The sequence below is a fragment of the Pseudomonas fluvialis genome (assembly GCF_002234375.1).
Lineage (GTDB): Bacteria > Pseudomonadota > Gammaproteobacteria > Pseudomonadales > Pseudomonadaceae > Aquipseudomonas > Aquipseudomonas fluvialis.
In genome coordinates this window covers 47138-64557 of the sequence record NZ_NMQV01000002.1, presented here as the reverse complement: position 1 = coordinate 64557, position 17420 = coordinate 47138, and the positions used below count along the sequence as shown (strand labels likewise).

Annotated in this window: 21 protein-coding genes and 1 pseudogene; 14 read left to right on the top strand and 8 right to left on the bottom strand. The window is 64.9% G+C overall.

Annotated elements, in window-relative coordinates:
- Positions 1–78 precede the first annotated feature (78 nt).
- Positions 79–483 (top strand): HPF/RaiA family ribosome-associated protein, encoded by a 405-nt coding sequence (locus tag CFY91_RS00965; RefSeq protein ID WP_093984469.1) that lies wholly within the window; start codon positions 79–81, stop codon positions 481–483.
- Positions 484–529: 46 nt separating this feature from the next.
- On the opposite strand, the gene rnk is transcribed toward CFY91_RS00965, so the two are convergent.
- From rnk to cyaY, 3 genes are all read right to left on the bottom strand, one after another.
- A complete protein-coding gene (gene rnk, locus CFY91_RS00960) occupies positions 530–934 on the bottom strand; it encodes a nucleoside diphosphate kinase regulator (protein WP_093984468.1) in 405 nt (134 codons plus the stop codon).
- Between the two features lie 175 nt (positions 935–1109).
- Positions 1110–1382 (bottom strand): hypothetical protein, encoded by a 273-nt coding sequence (locus tag CFY91_RS00955; RefSeq protein ID WP_093984467.1) that lies wholly within the window; start codon positions 1380–1382, stop codon positions 1110–1112.
- Positions 1383–1526: 144 nt separating this feature from the next.
- Positions 1527–1859 carry an iron donor protein CyaY gene (gene cyaY, locus CFY91_RS00950; RefSeq protein WP_093984466.1) on the bottom strand — a complete coding sequence of 111 codons (333 nt, stop codon included), beginning with the start codon at positions 1857–1859 and terminating at the stop codon, positions 1527–1529.
- A gap of 135 nt (positions 1860–1994) precedes the next feature.
- Between cyaY and lptM the strand changes: the two genes are divergently transcribed.
- From lptM to CFY91_RS00920, 6 genes are all read left to right on the top strand, one after another.
- Complete coding sequence (lptM, locus tag CFY91_RS00945) at positions 1995–2132, top strand: LPS translocon maturation chaperone LptM (protein WP_093984465.1); 138 nt, start codon at positions 1995–1997, stop codon at positions 2130–2132.
- Between the two features lie 9 nt (positions 2133–2141).
- Positions 2142–3389: a diaminopimelate decarboxylase gene (gene lysA, locus CFY91_RS00940; RefSeq protein ID WP_093984464.1), complete on the top strand. Its 1248-nt coding sequence runs from the start codon at positions 2142–2144 to the stop codon at positions 3387–3389.
- Between the two features lie 10 nt (positions 3390–3399).
- The gene (gene dapF / locus CFY91_RS00935) at positions 3400–4230 is read left to right on the top strand and encodes a diaminopimelate epimerase (protein WP_093984463.1); all 831 of its coding nucleotides are present in this window, start codon (positions 3400–3402) and stop codon (positions 4228–4230) included.
- 20 nt (positions 4231–4250) lie between these two features.
- Entirely contained in the window at positions 4251–4946 is a 696-nt protein-coding gene (locus CFY91_RS00930) for a DUF484 family protein (protein ID WP_093984462.1), read from the top strand.
- Positions 4947–5014: 68 nt separating this feature from the next.
- On the top strand, positions 5015–5920 hold the full coding sequence (gene xerC / locus CFY91_RS00925; RefSeq protein WP_093984461.1) for a tyrosine recombinase XerC: 906 nt from the start codon (positions 5015–5017) through the stop codon (positions 5918–5920).
- Positions 5917–6624: an HAD family hydrolase gene (locus CFY91_RS00920; protein WP_093984460.1), complete on the top strand. Its 708-nt coding sequence runs from the start codon at positions 5917–5919 to the stop codon at positions 6622–6624. The genes xerC and CFY91_RS00920 overlap by 4 nt, the downstream gene beginning before the upstream one ends.
- A 61-nt stretch (positions 6625–6685) precedes the next feature.
- Here the strand turns inward: CFY91_RS00920 and sutA are convergent, their stop codons facing one another.
- From sutA to glnK, 4 genes are all read right to left on the bottom strand, one after another.
- A complete protein-coding gene (sutA, locus tag CFY91_RS00915; protein WP_093984459.1) occupies positions 6686–7018 on the bottom strand; it encodes a transcriptional regulator SutA in 333 nt (110 codons plus the stop codon).
- Positions 7019–7229: 211 nt separating this feature from the next.
- The gene (locus tag CFY91_RS00910) at positions 7230–8480 is read right to left on the bottom strand and encodes an ammonium transporter (protein WP_093984458.1); all 1251 of its coding nucleotides are present in this window, start codon (positions 8478–8480) and stop codon (positions 7230–7232) included.
- Positions 8481–8547: 67 nt separating this feature from the next.
- Positions 8548–8730, bottom strand: a complete 183-nt coding sequence (locus tag CFY91_RS00905) for a hypothetical protein (RefSeq protein ID WP_093984457.1) — start codon at positions 8728–8730, stop codon at positions 8548–8550.
- A gap of 40 nt (positions 8731–8770) precedes the next feature.
- Entirely contained in the window at positions 8771–9109 is a 339-nt protein-coding gene (glnK, locus tag CFY91_RS00900) for a P-II family nitrogen regulator (protein WP_093984456.1), read from the bottom strand.
- 380 nt (positions 9110–9489) lie between these two features.
- Here glnK and CFY91_RS00895 point away from each other — a divergent pair, with 380 nt between their 5' ends.
- On the top strand, positions 9490–9750 hold the full coding sequence (locus CFY91_RS00895) for an accessory factor UbiK family protein (RefSeq protein WP_093984580.1): 261 nt from the start codon (positions 9490–9492) through the stop codon (positions 9748–9750).
- Positions 9751–9807: 57 nt separating this feature from the next.
- Positions 9808–11292, top strand: a complete 1485-nt coding sequence (locus CFY91_RS00890) for a YifB family Mg chelatase-like AAA ATPase (protein ID WP_093984455.1) — start codon at positions 9808–9810, stop codon at positions 11290–11292.
- An 11-nt stretch (positions 11293–11303) separates the two neighbouring features.
- Here the strand turns inward: CFY91_RS00890 and CFY91_RS00885 are convergent, their stop codons facing one another.
- Positions 11304–12224: a LysR substrate-binding domain-containing protein gene (locus CFY91_RS00885; protein ID WP_093984454.1), complete on the bottom strand. Its 921-nt coding sequence runs from the start codon at positions 12222–12224 to the stop codon at positions 11304–11306.
- 115 nt (positions 12225–12339) lie between these two features.
- On the opposite strand from CFY91_RS00885, the gene CFY91_RS00880 reads away from it, so the two are divergent.
- The 5 genes and pseudogenes from CFY91_RS00880 to CFY91_RS16335 all read left to right on the top strand — a co-directional run bounded on the left by CFY91_RS00880 (position 12340) and on the right by CFY91_RS16335 (position 17415).
- Entirely contained in the window at positions 12340–13758 is a 1419-nt protein-coding gene (locus CFY91_RS00880; RefSeq protein ID WP_093984453.1) for a NorM family multidrug efflux MATE transporter, read from the top strand.
- Positions 13759–13855: 97 nt separating this feature from the next.
- Positions 13856–14737: an N-carbamoylputrescine amidase gene (gene aguB, locus CFY91_RS00875; RefSeq protein ID WP_093984452.1), complete on the top strand. Its 882-nt coding sequence runs from the start codon at positions 13856–13858 to the stop codon at positions 14735–14737.
- Between the two features lie 59 nt (positions 14738–14796).
- Positions 14797–15897, top strand: a complete 1101-nt coding sequence (gene aguA / locus CFY91_RS00870; RefSeq protein ID WP_093984451.1) for an agmatine deiminase — start codon at positions 14797–14799, stop codon at positions 15895–15897.
- A 201-nt stretch (positions 15898–16098) separates the two neighbouring features.
- Positions 16099–16872: pseudogene (locus CFY91_RS16340) on the top strand (PAS domain-containing protein); the annotation flags it as partial.
- On the top strand, positions 16870–17415 hold the full coding sequence (locus tag CFY91_RS16335; protein ID WP_268237295.1) for a methyl-accepting chemotaxis protein: 546 nt from the start codon (positions 16870–16872) through the stop codon (positions 17413–17415). The pseudogene CFY91_RS16340 and the gene CFY91_RS16335, both read left to right, overlap by 3 nt.
- Positions 17416–17420: the final 5 nt, after the last annotated feature.

Sequence of the window (17420 nt, the reverse complement as noted above, 5' to 3'; positions counted from 1 at the left end):
CTTGTCGCAGCGAGAAAGGCGTAGGCTGCAAGTGTCGCCCGGCATGGGCGGCATCTTGAGCTGAAGAAGGAACGCGTCATGCAAATCCAAGTACACAGCGACAACCATATCGAAGGTAGCGCGCGCCTGGCCGAGTGGGTCAGCGCCACCCTGGCCAGCCGCCTGGAACGTTTCGACGACGAACTGACCCGTGTGGTCGTGCACCTCAATGACGAGAACGCCCACAAGGCCGGGGCGCAGGACAAGCGCTGCCAGATCGAAGCACGCCCCAAAGGCCTACAGCCAATTTCCGTCACACACAAGGCCGAAGCCCTGGAACAAGCCATCGACGGTGCAGCGGAAAAGCTGCATCACGCCCTGGAGCACCAGTTCGGCAAGCTGCGGGCACGCCGCACCAGCCAGCCGGTAGAGGACAGCACGGCCAGCCAGGACGCCCTGCTCGAAGAAGACTTTCTGGCTGCCGAACAACTGCGCAGCCTGTAACCCCCACGCTGACGGCAGGCTCAGACCTGCCGCAGCCCTGCGCTTCTCAACGCAACTCGCCGGCGGCCTCCGGCTGATACTCCACAGCCAGCAGAGTCAGCTTGAGCTGCTTGCCGCCTGGTGCCGGCCAGTCGATGTGCTGACCGACCGACAGCCCCAGCAAGGCACTGCCCACCGGGGCCAGGATGGAAACGCGGCCCTCGCCACCGGCATCCTGCGGATACACCAGGGTCAGGTGGTAGTCCTTGCCACTGGCCTCTTCACGGCAATGCACACGCGAATTCATGGTCACCACGCCCGCCGGCACTTCGTCATGGCCGACCACCTGGGCACGCGCCAGTTCCTGCTCCAGCGCCTCGGCGCCAGGGCCGTACTCCTCCAGACTGTCGAGCAGGCGCTCCAGGCGTTGCAGGTCGACACGAGTGATGATGATGGGCGGCTGGGCGTTCATGGCGTGACAAGTTCTCCCTTGAACAAAAAATGCAAAAAGCCCCACCGGGACAGGCGGGGCTTGGTTTGACAGAGCGGTCAGATTGGCTCGTTAGGCCGACACTACCATAGCGACGACAAATGGCAAGGCATGCCTGCCGACCAAGACGCACGACGACACGAAACAGCGCACGCCGTCAGTGCTGGCTACGGTACAGCTTGCGGCCACAGCCCTGGCAGACGAACACCCGTTCCTGGCTGTTGCGCCCCCACTCGCCGCGCTCCTCGATGGTCGCCGAGGCACAGTGGCTGCACTGCGCAGGCTGGCCGGCCAGGTGACCCGCCAGGCTGGCCAGGTACTGTTCCTCGGTCGGTAGGGCCTTCCAGCGATTGAGCTTGAGCACCGCGAAGGTCATGCCGTAGAACAGGCCGCAGAGCAACAGGAAGGGGATCAGGTAGAAATGATTCATCGGTGCCGACCCTCGTGGCCTGCTCAGCGCATGGACGGCCAGTATGCGCGCCTCTCCGGCGATAACCAGCACGACTATGTAAGCACTTGTTAGCCACCCCTGCGCAGGCGCCCGACGCGCACACCGGCTAGCGACCTGTCGGTTTCACAGCCCGGCGAAGTCCAGCGCCTCGCCACCCTGCTCCAAGGCCACCCGCGCCAGCAACTCGCCCAACGGCTCGCTACCGCTGTCACACAGCCAGCGCTGGTTATCGCTGTCGTAGTCGAAATGGAAACCACCGGAACGTGCCGCCACCCACAGCTGGGCCAGGGCTTCCTGACGGCTGAGGATCAGCTGGCTGCCATTCTCGAAACGCACGGTCAGCACACCACCGCTGTTTTCCAGATCGATATCCAGGTCGCTGTCATCGAAGACATTTTCCACGCTTTCCTGAACCGCATCGACCAGCGCATGAAAGCGTGCAGGGCTAAGAGTCATCATCATTCCTCACAACAAAAAGGGCCATCCCCGGACGGGCTGCAAGCCACAAAGGACGCGGCGCGGGCGCATAGGCAAGGCGCCGGGTGGCCGGTATACTCCCCGCCAATCGCCGATTTTGCAAAGGATTACGCCATGAAGCGCCTGCTGCTTCCCTTCCTCGCGCTCGCCGTGCTGTGCAGCGCCCTCGCCGGTTGTGGCCAAAAAGGTCCGCTGTACCTGCCTGACGACGAAAAAACCACCAAAGAACGCGACAAAGACGTTTTCCTCTAAGGGGTCCGCATGCAAGCCTTCCACAACCGCGACGGCCAACTGTTCGCGGAGGGCGTGGCCCTGTCCGCCATTGCCGAACGCTTCGGCACGCCCACCTACGTCTATTCCCGCGCCCACATCGAGGCGCAGTACCGCGCCTATGCCGACGCCCTGGCCGGCATGCCGCACCTGGTCTGCTTCGCGGTCAAGGCCAACTCCAACCTGGGCGTGCTGAACGTCCTGGCGCGCCTCGGTGCCGGCTTCGACATCGTCTCGCGTGGCGAGCTGGAGCGCGTGCTGGCCGCTGGCGGCGAGCCGGGCAAGATCGTCTTCTCCGGCGTCGGCAAGACCCGCGACGACATGCGCCGCGCCCTGGAAGTCGGCGTGCACTGCTTCAACGTCGAATCGGTGGACGAGCTGGAGCGCTTGCAGCTGGTGGCCGCCGAACTGGGCAAGACCGCCAGCATCTCGCTGCGGGTCAACCCGGACGTGGATGCCGGCACCCACCCCTACATCTCCACCGGCCTGAAAGAGAACAAGTTCGGCATCGACATCGAGCAGGCCCCGGCCGTGTATGCCCGCGCCGCCGCACTGGCGAACCTGCGCATCGTCGGCGTGGACTGCCACATCGGTTCGCAGCTGACCAGCCTGCCGCCCTTCCTCGACGCCCTGGAGCGCCTGCTGGCGCTGATCGACCAGTTGGCGGCGCAGGGCATCCAGATCCAGCACCTGGACCTCGGTGGTGGCCTCGGTGTGCAGTACCGCGATGAGCAGCCGCCGCTGGCCGGCGACTACATCGCCGCCGTGCGCGAGCGCCTCAAGGGCCGCGCGCTGGCTCTGGTGTTCGAGCCGGGCCGCTCTATCGTGGCCAACGCCGGCGTGCTGCTGACCCGCGTGGAATACCTCAAGCACACCGCGCACAAGGATTTCGCCATCGTCGACGCGGCGATGAACGACCTGATCCGCCCGGCTTTGTACCAGGCATGGATGGACGTCACCCCGGTGCAGCCGCGTGACGGCGAGGCGCGCCAGTACGACCTGGTCGGACCGATCTGCGAGACCGGCGACTTCCTCGCCAAGGGCCGCGAGCTGGTGCTAGCCGAAGGCGACCTGCTGGCCGTGCGCTCGGCCGGCGCCTATGGCTTTGTCATGAGTTCCAACTACAACACCCGCGGCCGCGCCGCCGAGGTGCTGGTGGACGGCGCACAGGTCTTCGAGGTGCGTCGCCGCGAGACCCTCGCCGAACTCTACGCCGGCGAAAGCCTGCTGCCGCAGTGAGGGCGCGATCATGCTATTGCGCTTCACCAAGATGCACGGCCTCGGCAACGACTTCATGGTCCTCGACCTGATCAGCCAGCACGCGCATATCCAGCCCAAGCACGCCAAGGCCTGGGGCGACCGCCACACCGGCGTCGGCTTCGACCAGCTGTTGCTGGTGGAGGCGCCGACCAACCCGGACGTGGACTTCCGCTACCGCATCTTCAACGCCGACGGTTCGGAAGTGGAGCAGTGCGGCAACGGCGCGCGCTGCTTCGCGCGCTTCGTGGTGGACAAGCGCCTGACCGTGAAGAAGCAGATCCGCGTCGAGACCAAGGGCGGCATCATCGAGCTCAACCTGCGTCCGGACGGCCAGGTCACCGTGGACATGGGCGCGCCGCGCCTGGTCCCCGAGCAGATCCCCTTCCAGGCCGACGCCGAGGCGCTCAGCTATACCGTGGAAGTGGATGGCCAGCGGCATGAGCTGGCCGCCGTGTCCATGGGCAACCCGCACGCCGTGCTGCGTGTCGACAACGTCGACAGCGCGCCGGTGCACAGCCTGGGGCCGAAACTGGAGCACCACCCGCGTTTTCCCAAGCGGGTCAACGTCGGCTTCCTGCAGGTCATCAACCGCCAGCAGGCACGCCTGCGCGTGTGGGAGCGTGGAGCAGGGGAAACCCAGGCCTGCGGCACCGGCGCGTGCGCCGCGGCCGTGGCCGCCATCCGCCAGGGCTGGATGGATTCGCCGCTGCAGCTGGAGCTACCGGGGGGCAGCCTGAGCATCGAGTGGGCAGGCCCCGGCCAGCCGGTTATGATGACCGGGCCCGCGGTGCGGGTGTATGAAGGACAGATTCGCCTGTAGGCGGCCCCGAGGAGCGCCCGATGAGTGATCAGCCGCAAGACACCCCCCTGGATGCCGAACGCGTAGCGGCCTACCTGCGCCAGCATCCGGAGTTCTTCGTCGACCACGAAGAGCTGATCCCCGAGCTGCGCATTCCCCACCAACCCGGCGCCGCCGTGTCGCTGGTGGAGCGCCAAGTCAAGCTGTTGCGCGAGCGCAACATCGATATGCGCCATCGCCTGAGCCACTTGATGGACGTGGCCCGCGACAACGACCGGCTGTTCGACAAGACCCGCCGCCTGGTGCTCAGCCTGCTCGATGCCAACAGCCTGGACGAAGTCATCAGTGCCGTGGAAGACAGCCTGCGCCATGAGTTCCAGGTGCCCTTTGTCGGCCTCACCCTGTTCAGCGAACACAACCACGGCATCGGCCGCAGCGTCAGCCTGGCCGAAGCACAGCAGGCCATCGGCGGCCTGCTGGCCGGTAACAAGACCCTGTGCGGCGCCTTGCGCCCGGAGGAACTGACCTTCCTGTTTGGCGAGCAGGCGGCCAGCCAGGTCGGCTCCGCGGCACTGGCCGTACTGCATTACCAGGGCCTGCATGGCGTACTGGCCATCGGCAGCAGCGACCCCCAGCATTACAAGAGCTCGCTGGGCACCCTGTTCCTCGGCTACATCGGCGAAGTACTGGCCCGCGTACTGCCGCGCTACGCCACACCACTGCGCTCGGTGCGCTAGAACAGCCACAGGCTGCCAGTTGGCGCGCGCGTGCCTGTTGTCATCCTGGCGTACTTGGAGCTTGACGCTTGAAGCTTGCAGCTGACCTTGACGCCTACCTCGAACACTTGCGCAGCGAGCGCCAGCTCTCCGCGCACACCCTCAGCGCTTACCGGCGCGACCTCGATAAACTGCGGGCCTTCGCCCAGGATGAACAACTGGCCGACTGGCAGGCGCTGGACAGTGCGCGCCTGCGCCGGCTGATCGCCCACCTGCACCAGCAGGGCTTGTCCAGCCGCAGCCTGGCACGCCTGCTCTCGGCCTGTCGCGGGCTGTACCAGTACCTGGGCCGCGAAGGCCTGTGCCGCCATGATCCGGCCGCCGGGCTGAGCACCCCCAAGGGGCAACGGCGCCTTCCTCGTGCCCTGGATGCCGACCGTGCCCAGCAACTCTTTGCGACAGCTGCGGAGGACGACTTCCTCGCCCGGCGCGACCAGGCCATTCTCGAACTGCTCTACTCCAGCGGCCTGCGCCTGAGCGAACTGGTTGGCCTCGACCTGCTCCAGCTGGACCTCGATGAAGGCCTGGTACGGGTCAGCGGCAAGGGCAACCGCGAGCGCATCGTGCCAATCGGCCGACCGGCACGCGCCGCACTGCGTGCCTGGCTCGCGGTACGTCAGGGCCTGGCCAGCGAGCCGGCACTGTTCATCAATCGCCACGGCCGACGCCTCAGCGCCCGCTCGGTGCAATTGCGTGTCCGCCAGGCCGGCATCCGTGAGCTGGGCGAGCACCTGCACCCGCACATGCTGCGCCACAGCTTTGCCAGCCATCTGCTGGAATCATCGCAAGACCTGCGCGCCGTGCAGGAACTGCTCGGGCATGCCGATATCCGCACGACCCAGGTGTATACCCATCTGGACTTTCAGCACCTGGCCAAGGTCTATGACAGCGCCCACCCGCGCGCCAGGCAACGCAAGGACCCCGACAAGTCATGACGCCGCGGCTAGTCACCTTCGATCTTGACGATACCCTGTGGGATGTCGCCCCCGTGATGCGTGGTGCGGAAGCGACCCTGCGCGACTGGCTGGCCAGCCAGGCACCGCGTCTTGGCCCACTGCCCATCGAACAGCTCTGGGCCATCCGCGGCCAGTTGCTGGAAGCCGAGCCGCTACTGCGTTTTCGTCTCAGCGAGCTGCGCCGGCGTATCCTCCTGCAGGCCCTGCGCAGCGCCGGTTACCCCGACGAGGAAGCAGCCAGCCTCGCCGAAGGTGCATTCCAGGCGTTTCTCGCCGCGCGCCACCGGGTCAGCTTCTTCGATGACGTGCACAGCACCCTGGAGCAGCTGGCCCGTGACTACACCTTGGGCGTGATCACCAATGGCAACGCCGATATTCGCCGCCTGGGCCTGGCCGACTACTTCCGTTTCGCGGTCAGCGCCGAGCAGCTGGGCATCGGCAAGCCCGATCCGCGACCGTTTCAGGAAGCCCTGCGTCTGGCCGGAATCAGCGCCAACCAGGCCGTACATATCGGCGATCATCCACTGGACGATATCGCCGGAGCCCGCCAGGCCGGCCTGCAGGCCATCTGGTTCAATCCGCAGGGCCAGCCGTGGCAGGCAAGCACAGCGCCGCCCACTGCCCAGGTACGACGCCTCGCCGAACTGCCTGGCCTGTTGCGAGGCGGGCTAAGCAGGCAATAAAAATCCCCTGTCAGCCAGGCTGAACAGGGGATCGATGGGCAGGCCGTCAGCCAGCATCCGCTCAGATCGGGCGACTGCCGTACTTGCTGTCCGGTTTCTTGGGCGGATCGGCCACCACGTTGTCATCCACCTGCTGTACCTTGCCGCCGCGCGCCAGGAACTCTTCCATGGCCCGTGCCAGAGCATCACGTTCCTTCTGCTTGGCCTCGATACTCGGCAGCTCTTCCTCGACGGCAGCCGCCTTGGCCTTCTTCGCAGGCTTGCCAGCTGGCGCTGCTACCAGGCCATCTTCGTCCTCTTCTTCGACAACCTCGTCATCAGCGGCGTCAAGCTCCTCCGCCTCGTCTTCGTCGCCGGCTTCCAGCTCGTCGCGTTCCAGATCATCGTCGCTCATGTTCTACCTCATGGCTTGCCAAAGCAGCTTAGTTATAGCAGAGCCGGAAAAACCCGCCGCCGGCCTGCCGGCTCTGGCGTTCAGTGGTGCTCCCAAGCGCTGTCGATGAGGTCGCCCGACAACGGGCGACTGCTCGATGGCGCGCATTCTAGCGCGGCGCCGGAAAAAACAAAGGGCGCCTTTAGGCGCCCCTTGCCAAGCCACTGGCCGCTTACTTGCGAGTGAACTCCGGGTAGGCTTCCATGCCACATTCGGCGATATCCACGCCTTCGTATTCTTCTTCCTCGCTGACCCGCAGGCCAATCAGCAGCTTGATCAGGCTCCAGACCACCAGGCTGGCCACGAAGACCCAGGCAAAGATTGCCCCGATACCCAGCAGCTGAGCGCCCAGCGAGGCATCACTGTTGGTCAGGCAGACCGCCAGCAGGCCCCAAATGCCGACTACACCGTGCACCGAGATGGCACCGACCGGATCGTCGATCTTCAACTTATCCAACGCCAGGATGGAGAACACCACCAGCACACCACCTACACCACCAATCAGGCTAGCCATCAGCGCACTGGGCGTCAGCGGCTCGGCCGTGATGGCCACCAGGCCAGCCAGTGCACCGTTGAGGGCCATGGTCAGGTCAGCCTTGCCGAACAGGATGCGCGCGACAATCAGCGCAGCAATCAGGCCGCCGGCGGCAGACATGTTGGTGTTGACGAACACGTTGGCCACTGCGTTGGCATCCTCGATGGTGCTGATCTTCAGCTGCGAACCACCGTTGAAACCGAACCAGCCCATCCACAGGATGAACATGCCCAGCGTAGCCAGCGGCAGGTTGGCCCCCGGAATAGCATTGATCTGGCCGTTCGGGCCGTACTTGCCCTTACGCGCACCGAGCAGCAGGACACCCGCCAGAGCGGCAGCCGCACCCGCCATGTGCACAACACCAGAACCGGCGAAGTCAAGGAAGCCGGCTTCGTTGAGGAAGCCCGAACCCCACTTCCAGAAGCCCTGAATCGGGTAGATGAAACCGGTCATCACCACCGCGAAGGCCAGGAAGGCCCACAGCTTCATGCGCTCGGCCACGGCACCGGAAACGATCGACATACAGGTCGCGGCAAACACTACCTGGAAGAAGAAGTCGGCACGCGCGGAGTAATAGGGAGCATCCTCGCCACCCGCCGCCACGACATCTACGGCATGCTCGTCACCGAGCAACAGGCCCAGGCTGGGCAGGATGCCACCTTCCGGGCTGGAATACATGATGTGGTAGCCAACCAGCATGTACATGACGCTGGCGATGGCATACAGCGCCACGTTCTTGGTAAGGATTTCCGTGGTGTTCTTGCTGCGCACCAGGCCCGACTCGAGCATGGCAAAGCCGGCGGCCATCCACATGACCAGCGCGCCGCAAATCAGGAAGTAGAAGGTATCCAGGCCGTATAGAACTGGAATCAGGGCTGTGTTTTCCATGTTTCACCTCATACCGGGACGCACGCAGGCGTCATTCGTGCCGGGTTTCGCCATAACGGCGAACGACTCAGCGACTGGGGTTGTGGCCGTGCTGCCAGGAGGCAGGCACAACCACGACCAGCGCATCCCAGGGCTGCTGCCGGTGCTGCCGGGCACCGACTACAGAAACCAGGGACGCCTGTGCGACCGACGGGTCGCTGCTGATTAGAGGCAAAAGGGCGTCCAGCCCTGCGCAGAGACGCAGAGTCATGGTGTTTCTCCTGGGGCGTTGGGGGTTCGTTGGGTGTTGCTTAAACCGCGTCGGTGCCGGTTTCGCCGGTACGGATGCGGATGGCTTGCTCCAGTGGCACGACGAAGATCTTGCCGTCACCGATCTTGCCGGTGTTGGCCGCCTTGGTAATGGCCTCGATGACGCGATCCAGCTGCTCATCGGCAATCGCTACGTCGATCTTCACTTTGGGCAGGAAGTCGACCACATACTCAGCACCGCGATACAGCTCGGTGTGACCCTTCTGCCGGCCAAAGCCTTTGACCTCGGTGACAGTAATGCCCTGAACGCCGATCTCCGACAGCGACTCGCGCACGTCGTCGAGCTTGAACGGCTTGATAATGGCTGTGACTAGCTTCATGAAACTCTCTCCCGATTAAGGTGGACTTGCCCCAGGAAAACGAACCCAGCACAAGTCTAAGCGCAGTGCCTGGCTTTGTAACGCTCCAGCCGGGCAACCGCCCTGCTGTAGAGGGTCGCCAAGCGACCACCGAGCCAGCCGATCTGCATATCTGCAGTCGTCGCCAGAACATTTGCAGTTTCCTTGCCAGTTATTAAAAAACAATATAAATCAATTAGTTATATGCACCCAAAAGAGATACCTCGCAGCCCTCAAAGGGGCGCAGCACCAGAATGGTGCGCAGCGCCAGCGGCTGGCTGCAAAAACGTGCGCCACGTGCAACGCATCAGCCCAGGCAGGCCGCGTGCTACACTCCTGCCACTTTTCTGTGGAACCCGATCATGCTGCCGCCCAAAGCCGTCATCGACCTTCTCGCCAGCCAGGCGTCGCGCCTGTTCAGTGCCGACAGCCCGCTGCCCCGCGCGGAACTGGAAGCCCAACTGAAAATGCTCCTGCAAAGCGGCCTGAGTAAGCTGGATCTGGTCAGCCGCGACGAGTTCGACAGCCAGATGGTGGTTCTGCAGCGCACCCGTGCCCGCCTGGAAAGCCTGGAGCAGCGCGTGGCCGAACTGGAGGCGCGTCTGCAAGGCGAGCAGCCCTGAGTCACCGCTGAACCCTGCGCGCCAGGAGGCGCGTCGCCCTCGATCAAGGAGTGATCAATGTCCCTGGCCATCGTGCACAGTCGCGCCCAGGTGGGCGTGGAAGCACCCAGTGTCACCGTGGAAGCCCACCTGGCCAACGGCCTGCCAGCCCTGGCGCTGGTTGGCCTGCCGGAAACCGCCGTCAAGGAGAGCAAGGACCGCGTACGCAGCGCCATTCTCAACAGCGGCTTCGACTTCCCCAACCGGCGCATTACCCTCAACCTGGCCCCTGCCGACCTGCCTAAGGACGGCGGCCGCTTCGACCTGGCCATCGCCTTGGGCATCCTCGCCGCCAGTGGCCTGCTCAGCCAGGCCAGCCTGGATTCGCTGGAATGCCTGGGTGAACTGGCACTCTCCGGTGACATTCGCCCGGTACAGGGGGTATTGCCAGCCGCCCTGGCCGCCCGGGCGGCCGGACGCTGCCTGGTCGTGCCACGCGCCAACGCCGAGGAAGCCAGCCTGGCCTCGGGACTGCAGGTGCTGGCGGTGGACAACCTGTTGCAGCTGGTCAATCACTGTGCCGCCCGAGTTCTCCTCGAACCCTTCCAGGCTTCCGGGCTGCTGCGCCAGCGCCAACCCTATGCCGATCTGGCGGAAGTCCAGGGGCAGCTCACTGCCAAGCGGGCGCTGCTGGTAGCCGCCAGCGGCGAGCACAACCTGCTGCTGGTCGGGCCGCCCGGTACCGGCAAGACGCTGCTGGCCAGCCGCCTGCCCGGGCTATTGCCGGAACTGGACGAACAGGAAGCACTGCAGGTGGCAGCCATTCACTCCGTAGCCAGCGTCCAGCCACTGCAGGCCTGGCCACAACGCCCGTTCCGCCAACCGCACCACAGCGCCTCGGGACCCGCCCTGGTGGGGGGCGGCAGTCGCCCGCGGCCTGGCGAAATCACCCTTGCTCATCAGGGTGTGCTGTTTCTCGACGAGCTGCCCGAGTTCGACCGCAAGGTTCTGGAGGTGCTCCGCGAACCGCTGGAGTCGGGAGAAATTGTCATCGCCCGTGCCCAGGACAAGATCCGCTTTCCAGCACGGTTCCAGCTGGTGGCCGCGATGAACCCCTGTCCCTGCGGCTACCTGGGCGACCCTTCGGGCCGCTGCCGCTGCAGTAGCGATCAGGTGCAGCGTTATCGCAGCAAGCTGTCCGGGCCGCTGCTCGACCGCATCGACCTGCATGTCAGCGTGGCCCGCGAGCAAACCGCCTTGCAGCCGGGCGCGCCCTCACAGGGCAGCGCCGAGCTGGCCGCGCAGGTCGCCGCGGCCCGGCAACGCCAGCTGCAACGCCAGGGCTGTAGCAATGCACGCCTCGATCTGGCCGGCGTGCAGCGCCATTGCGTCCTTGAGTCAGGCGACCGTCTCTGGCTGGAACAGGCTTGCGAGCGCCTTGGCCTGAGCCTGCGCGCCGCCCACCGCCTGCTCAAGGTGGCGCGCACCCTGGCCGACCTGGAGCAGCTCGACGCCATCGCCAGGGTGCACCTGGCCGAGGCCCTGCAATACCGTCCGGCCTGAAGCGGCCGTCTTCAGCGCCGGTAACCCACCGCCGGCAACGGCAGGCTTGCTACTTCGGCCTGGAGAAACGCCGCCAGCTGGCTGAAGCGCTGCTGGCCACGTCGTGCGCGCGGCCAGACCAGGTAGTAGCTATCACCACTGGCCACCGCCTCCGGCCAGGGCAGGCCCAGGCGGCCAGCCGCGACGTCTTCGGCGACCAGCAGCAGATCGCCAATCGACACGCCATAACCACGCGCGGCGGCCACGATGCCCAGTTCCAGCATGTCGAACAGCTGGCCACTCTGTAGCGGCACCTGCTCTTCCAGCTGCATGGCCGCCAGCCAGCGCCGCCAGTCGCGGCGGTCCGGTGTCGGGTGCAGCTGTTGCGCCGCGCGCAGGCGCGCCAGATCCCAAGGGCCCGCAGCCACTGCAGAAGGCGCACACACCGGGATCAGCCATTCCTCGAAGAGCCGCACACTGTGCCAGTCGCCAGGAAACTGGCCATCGCTGAGCAGCACGGCGCAATCAAAGGGCTCCTGCTGGAAATCCACCCGATCGACATTCATCCAGGCACTGGTCAGCTGCACGTCCAGCGTCGGATGAGCCTGACGAAAGCGCGACAGGCAGGCCAGCAGCCAGCGCACGGTCAGCGTCGAAGGAGCCTTCAGGCGCAACACGCCCTCACTGCCGCGCAGGTCGGCGCAGGCGCGCTGCAAGGCGGTAAACCCCGCCGTGAGCCCCGGCAGCAATTGCTCACCGGCATCGGTCAGGCGTAGGCCGCGCCCCTCGCGTTCGAACAACCGGCAGGCAAAGTCGGCTTCCAGGGTGCGGATATGCCGGCTGACCGCACTTTGCGTCAATGACAACTCGCGGGCCGCCAGGGTGAAGGAACGATGGCGGGCCGCCGCTTCAAAGGCGCGCAAGGCATACAGGGCAGGCAGGCGATCACTCATGGATGACTAAAACTCATGTAATGGCTGGCTTTTATCCTTTTCCCGTACTCCGGGAAAGCCCAGAGAATACGCGAGTCTGATCGTCTGCCTAGTCTCCCGGGGATACTCGCCAAACATGCCTGTAACGCAACAACACCAGCCCATAGGCTGGCGCAACGAACTGAGCGCCCTGCTGCGCCTGGCCGTGCCCCTGATGGCCACGCAACTGGTGCAGGTGCTGATGGTGTTCACCGACACCCTGATGATGGGCCTGCTCGGCCCCGCCGCCCTGGCCGGCGGCGGCCTGGGTGCCGCCAGCTATTCGTTCATCTCCATCAGTTGCGTAGGGGTCAGCGTGGCCGCCGGCAGCCTGGTGGCCATGCGCCTGGGCGCCGGCGATCAGCGCGGCGTTCGCCAGGTCACCCAGGCCGGGCTTTGGCTGGCGCTGGTCATGGGCCTGCTGGCCGGCTTGCTGCTGTCCATGTTGGCCCCCCTGCTGCTGGGCCTGGGTCAACAGGCTCACAATGTGGCGGCCGCCATGCAGTACCTGCAAGCCCTGCGATTCGCCTTGCCCGGCTACCTGCTGTTCACGGTGCTGCGCGGCTACAGCGCGGCCCTCGGCAAGCCCGGCCCGGTACTGGCCATCACCCTGTGCGGCAGCCTGGCCAACATCGCCTTGAACTATGCACTGCTCCATGGCCTGGCCGGCCTACCCCGTCTAGGCCTGTTCGGCATAGGCCTGGCCACCGCGCTGGTAATGAACGGCATGGCCCTGCTGATGGTGCTGTACATCGCCTGGCAACCCTTCTATCGGCGCTATGCCTTGCTGCGCGGCATCCTGCGCCCCGGCTGGGCAGCGCTACGCGCCAACCTGCGCCTGGGTCTGCCGATCGGCGCCATCTATGCGCTGGAGTCCCTGCTGTTCGTGGTCGCCGCGCTGTGCATGGGCGCCCTCGGCGACCTGCAATTGGCCGCACACCAGATTGCCGTACAGACGGTCTATGTGGCCTTCATGCTGCCCACCGGCATTGCCTATGCCTGCACCTTCCGGATCGGCCTGCACCAGGGGGCCGGCCAGCTGCATCTGGCACGCCTGAGCGGACGCCTGGGCCTGGCTCTGGGCGCTCTGTGCATGCTGGGTATAGCGCTGCTGTTCTGGCTAGCGCCGGCCTGGCTGGTCGGCCTGTATATCGACCGGCATGCCACGCAACACGCCGCCCTGCTCAGTCAGGCCGTGACACTGCTGGCCATCGCTGCCTGGTTCGAACTGTTCGATGGCTTGCAGACCATCGCCATGGGCTGTCTGCGCGGCCTTGGCGAAGGACGCAGCACCCTGCTGATTGGCCTGCTCGGTTACCTCGGGCTGGGAGCGCCACTTGCCTGGTACCTGGCCTTCAGTACCCCGTGGGGTGCCAGCGGTGTGTGGTGGGGCATGGCGGCCGGACTGGCCGGCACGGCCCTCGGCCTGGTGCTAGCCTTTGAACGCCGCCTACGCCCGGCACTATCCCACAGACAAAAAACCGATTTTTATTCGGAAAAATCGTTAAAAGGCTAATCCAAAAGAATCCACACCCTTCAAATATCGATTTATATCGACTATAAAGAACAACATTCACTCCCCCACGCCCCTAGCGGGCACAGCGAGGTGCTCCATGTCGCGTATCGTTACCGTCGCCGCCACCCAGATGGCCTGCTCCTGGGATCGCGCCGCCAATATCGCCACGGCCGAGAAGCTGGTACGCCAGGCCGCAGCCCAGGGTGCGCAGATCATCCTTATTCAGGAACTGTTCGAAACTCCCTATTTCTGCCAGAAGCCCAACGCCGACTACACCCAGCTGGCCAGCACGGTGGACGAGAACGCCGCCATTGCGCACTTCCAGCAGATCGCCGCGGAACTCCAGGTGGTCCTGCCGATCAGCTTCTTCGAACGCGCCGGACGGGCACGCTTCAACAGTATCGCGATCATCGACGCCGATGGGCGCAACCTCGGCATTTATCGGAAAAGCCATATCCCCGACGGCCCGGGTTACCACGAGAAGTACTACTTCAACCCCGGCGATACCGGCTTCCAGGTATGGGATACCGCCTACGCCAAAATCGGCGTCGGCATCTGCTGGGACCAGTGGTTCCCCGAGTGCGCGCGCAGCATGGCGCTGATGGGCGCGGAAATCCTCCTTTACCCGACGGCCATCGGCAGTGAGCCGCATGACCCGAGCATCACCTCGCACGAGCACTGGCAGCGCGTACAGCAGGGCCATGCCGGTGCCAACCTGATGCCGCTGGTTGCTTCCAACCGCATCGGCAAGGAAGAACAGGACGGCTACGACATCACCTTCTACGGCAGCTCGTTCATTGCCGATCAGTTCGGTGCCAAGGTCGCCGAACTGAACCAGAGCGAGGAAGGCATCCTGGTGCACAGCTTCGACCTCGACGCCCTGGAGAAAACCCGCAGTGCCTGGGGGGTATTCCGTGATCGCCGGCCCAACCTGTACTGGCCGCTCGCCACCCTCGACGGCGAAACACCCTCTGCCTAACCCTCACTTCACGGCGTGCCACCTGAGCGCTACGCCAGGCCACCCTGGGAGAACATGCGATGACCACCCTGAGCAGCACCCCGCGTGACGACGGCTTCCGCATGCCGGCCGAATGGGAGCCACACAGCCAGACCTGGATGATCTGGCCCGAGCGCCCGGACAACTGGCGACTCGGCGGCAAGCCCGCACAAGCGGCCTTCGCGGCCGTAGCCAAGGCCATCGCCGAGTTCGAGCCGGTGAGTGTCGGCGTGTCTGCCGCACAGTTCGACAACGCCCGTGCGCACCTCGATCATAGGCAGATCCGCTTGCTGGAAATCAGTAACGATGATGCCTGGGTACGCGACACCGGCCCCACCTTCGTGGTCAACGCACAGGGCGAACTGCGCGGAGTGGACTGGTCCTTCAACGCCTGGGGCGGCTTCGACGGCGGCCTGTACTGGCCCTGGCAGCGCGACGATCAGGTGGCCCGCAAGATTCTCGAGATCGAGCGCTGCCCGCGCTATCGCACCGCCGACTTCGTGCTGGAAGGCGGCTCAATCCACGTGGACGGCCAGGGTACGCTGATCACGACCGAGGAGTGTCTGCTCAACCGCAACCGCAACCCGCACCTCAGCCGGGCGGATATCGAAGTCCAGTTGGCCCGCCACCTGGCCGTGGAACGGGTGATCTGGCTACCGCAGGGTCTGTACAACGACGAAACCGACGGTCACGTCGACAACTTCTGCTGTTTTGTCCGCCCTGGCGAGGTCCTGCTGGCCTGGACCGACGACCCCGCAGACCCCAACTACCCACGCTGCCAGGCTGCCATGGCGGTACTCAGCGAAGCACGCGATGCCCGCGGACGGCGCCTGCAGGTACACAAGATGCCGATTCCCGGCCCGCTATACGCCACGCCCGAGGAATGCGCCGGAGTCGACCGCGCCGAAGGCAGCCAGCCGCGTGACCCGTCGATTCGCCTGGCCGGCTCCTATGTGAACTTCCTTATCGTCAACGGCGGCATCATCGCACCGTGCTTCGACGACCCGCGCGATGCTGAAGCACAGGCCCTGCTGCAGCAGCTGTTTCCCGCGCATCGCGTGGTCATGCTGCCGGGCCGGGAGATCCTCCTGGGTGGCGGCAACATCCATTGCATCACCCAGCAGCAACCCGCCGCCCGCTAAACGCGCAGATCGCTCACCGGCCACTACACTGCACACAACTGGCCGGTGAGCGCGAGCGACTGGCCAGCCAGAAGCCCTGATCAGGCTAAGGTTTTTTCACCCCTTGCCGATAGCCAATGACTTCCTGCCGGAGCTTCGGCAAGATCCGCGTGTGTGCCCGCCGGGCATCCACGCGCCACCCCTGACAGTGAGAATTGCGCCATGTTTGACACCCGGATCAAGCGTGAACTCGCCAGCTGTCGCCAGGAACGCGACCAACTGCAGAACATCCTCAAGGCACTCAGCCAGTCCATGGCACTCATCGAATTCAGCCCGGAAGGCCGGATACTCGATGCCAACCCGCTGTTCCTGCGCGTAGTGGGGTATCGCCTGGAGGAGCTCCAGGGCCAGCCGCACAGCCTGCTCTGCCGCAGCGAACTGAGCAACAGCCCGGCCTACGGACAGTTCTGGCAGCGCCTGGCGCGCGGCGAGAGCATCAGTGACAAGTTTCCGCGCCTCACCAAGCAAGGCCAGGACATCTGGCTGGAGGCCAGCTACATTCCGGTACGCGATGCTCAGGGCCAGGTGTACAAGGTCATCAAACTGGCCCAGGACATTACCGAACGCGTCGAGACGGCCCAGCAACTACGCGACCTGATGAGCGCCATCAACCGCTCCACCGCACTGATTGAGTTCAACCTGCAGGGCGAGGTGTTGCACGCCAACGACACCTTCCTGCATGCCGTGGGTTATCGCCTGGAAGAAATCCATGGCAAGCATCACCGCTTGTTCTGCCCGCGCGAGATCAGCGAACACAGCGACTATCAGGCTTTCTGGAAGCGCCTGAATCGCGGCGAGTTCATCAGCGGCCTGTTCCAGCGTGTCGACAAGCACGGGCGAACCCTGTGGCTACGCGCCAGCTACAACCCGGTGGTGGATGCCGACAATCGCCCCTACAAGATCATCAAGCTGGCCACCGATGTCACCGAACAGGTGGAGAAGGCTCGTGCCGAGCGCGAGGCCGCCCAACTGGCCTACCAGATTGCCCAGCAAACCGATGCCAGCGCACAAAAAGGTGCCAGCGTCGTGCAGCGCACGGTGAGCGTGATGCAGGGCATTGCCGGCGAACTGCAGCAGGCCGCAGCCGACATTTCCGCGCTCAGCCAGCAATCGGAAATGATCAGCAGCATTGTCGGGACCATCCGCGGCATTGCCGACCAGACCAACCTGCTGGCCCTCAACGCCGCGATCGAAGCAGCGCGGGCCGGCGAGCAGGGGCGCGGCTTTGCCGTGGTCGCCGACGAAGTGCGCAGTCTCGCGGCACGCACCAGCCAGGCCACCGAGGAAATCGTCGAGGTGGTCAAGCGCAACCACGAACTGGCACAAACGGCCGTCAGCGGCATGGACAACAACCGTCAGCGCGCCGAACAGGGTGTGGATCTTGTGCAGGACGCTGGCCAGCTGATCCAGGCCATTCAGGGTGAAGCGCGCCAGGTCGTCGAAGCAATCAGTCACTTCGCCGAGACCCTGCAACGCTAACGGGC

Excerpts from the sequence above, each read along its gene's own strand:
- aguB (WP_093984452.1), top strand. The coding sequence starts at position 13,856 with ATGTCGCGTATCGTTACCGTCGCCGCCACCCAGATGGCCTGCTCCTGG.
- CFY91_RS00955 (WP_093984467.1), bottom strand. The coding sequence starts at position 1,382 with ATGAATCATTTCTACCTGATCCCCTTCCTGTTGCTCTGCGGCCTGTTC.
- CFY91_RS00930 (WP_093984462.1), top strand. The coding sequence starts at position 4,251 with ATGAGTGATCAGCCGCAAGACACCCCCCTGGATGCCGAACGCGTAGCG.
- sutA (WP_093984459.1), bottom strand. The coding sequence starts at position 7,018 with ATGAGCGACGATGATCTGGAACGCGACGAGCTGGAAGCCGGCGACGAA.
- CFY91_RS00880 (WP_093984453.1), top strand. The coding sequence starts at position 12,340 with ATGCCTGTAACGCAACAACACCAGCCCATAGGCTGGCGCAACGAACTG.
- dapF (WP_093984463.1), top strand. The coding sequence starts at position 3,400 with ATGCTATTGCGCTTCACCAAGATGCACGGCCTCGGCAACGACTTCATG.
- cyaY (WP_093984466.1), bottom strand. The coding sequence starts at position 1,859 with ATGACTCTTAGCCCTGCACGCTTTCATGCGCTGGTCGATGCGGTTCAG.
- lptM (WP_093984465.1), top strand. The coding sequence starts at position 1,995 with ATGAAGCGCCTGCTGCTTCCCTTCCTCGCGCTCGCCGTGCTGTGCAGC.
- CFY91_RS00885 (WP_093984454.1), bottom strand. The coding sequence starts at position 12,224 with ATGAGTGATCGCCTGCCTGCCCTGTATGCCTTGCGCGCCTTTGAAGCG.
- CFY91_RS00895 (WP_093984580.1), top strand. The coding sequence starts at position 9,490 with ATGCTGCCGCCCAAAGCCGTCATCGACCTTCTCGCCAGCCAGGCGTCG.
- CFY91_RS00965 (WP_093984469.1), top strand. The coding sequence starts at position 79 with ATGCAAATCCAAGTACACAGCGACAACCATATCGAAGGTAGCGCGCGC.
- CFY91_RS00910 (WP_093984458.1), bottom strand. The coding sequence starts at position 8,480 with ATGGAAAACACAGCCCTGATTCCAGTTCTATACGGCCTGGATACCTTC.
- CFY91_RS00920 (WP_093984460.1), top strand. The coding sequence starts at position 5,917 with ATGACGCCGCGGCTAGTCACCTTCGATCTTGACGATACCCTGTGGGAT.
- CFY91_RS00905 (WP_093984457.1), bottom strand. The coding sequence starts at position 8,730 with ATGACTCTGCGTCTCTGCGCAGGGCTGGACGCCCTTTTGCCTCTAATC.
- aguA (WP_093984451.1), top strand. The coding sequence starts at position 14,797 with ATGACCACCCTGAGCAGCACCCCGCGTGACGACGGCTTCCGCATGCCG.
- CFY91_RS00890 (WP_093984455.1), top strand. The coding sequence starts at position 9,808 with ATGTCCCTGGCCATCGTGCACAGTCGCGCCCAGGTGGGCGTGGAAGCA.
- glnK (WP_093984456.1), bottom strand. The coding sequence starts at position 9,109 with ATGAAGCTAGTCACAGCCATTATCAAGCCGTTCAAGCTCGACGACGTG.
- rnk (WP_093984468.1), bottom strand. The coding sequence starts at position 934 with ATGAACGCCCAGCCGCCCATCATCATCACTCGTGTCGACCTGCAACGC.
- lysA (WP_093984464.1), top strand. The coding sequence starts at position 2,142 with ATGCAAGCCTTCCACAACCGCGACGGCCAACTGTTCGCGGAGGGCGTG.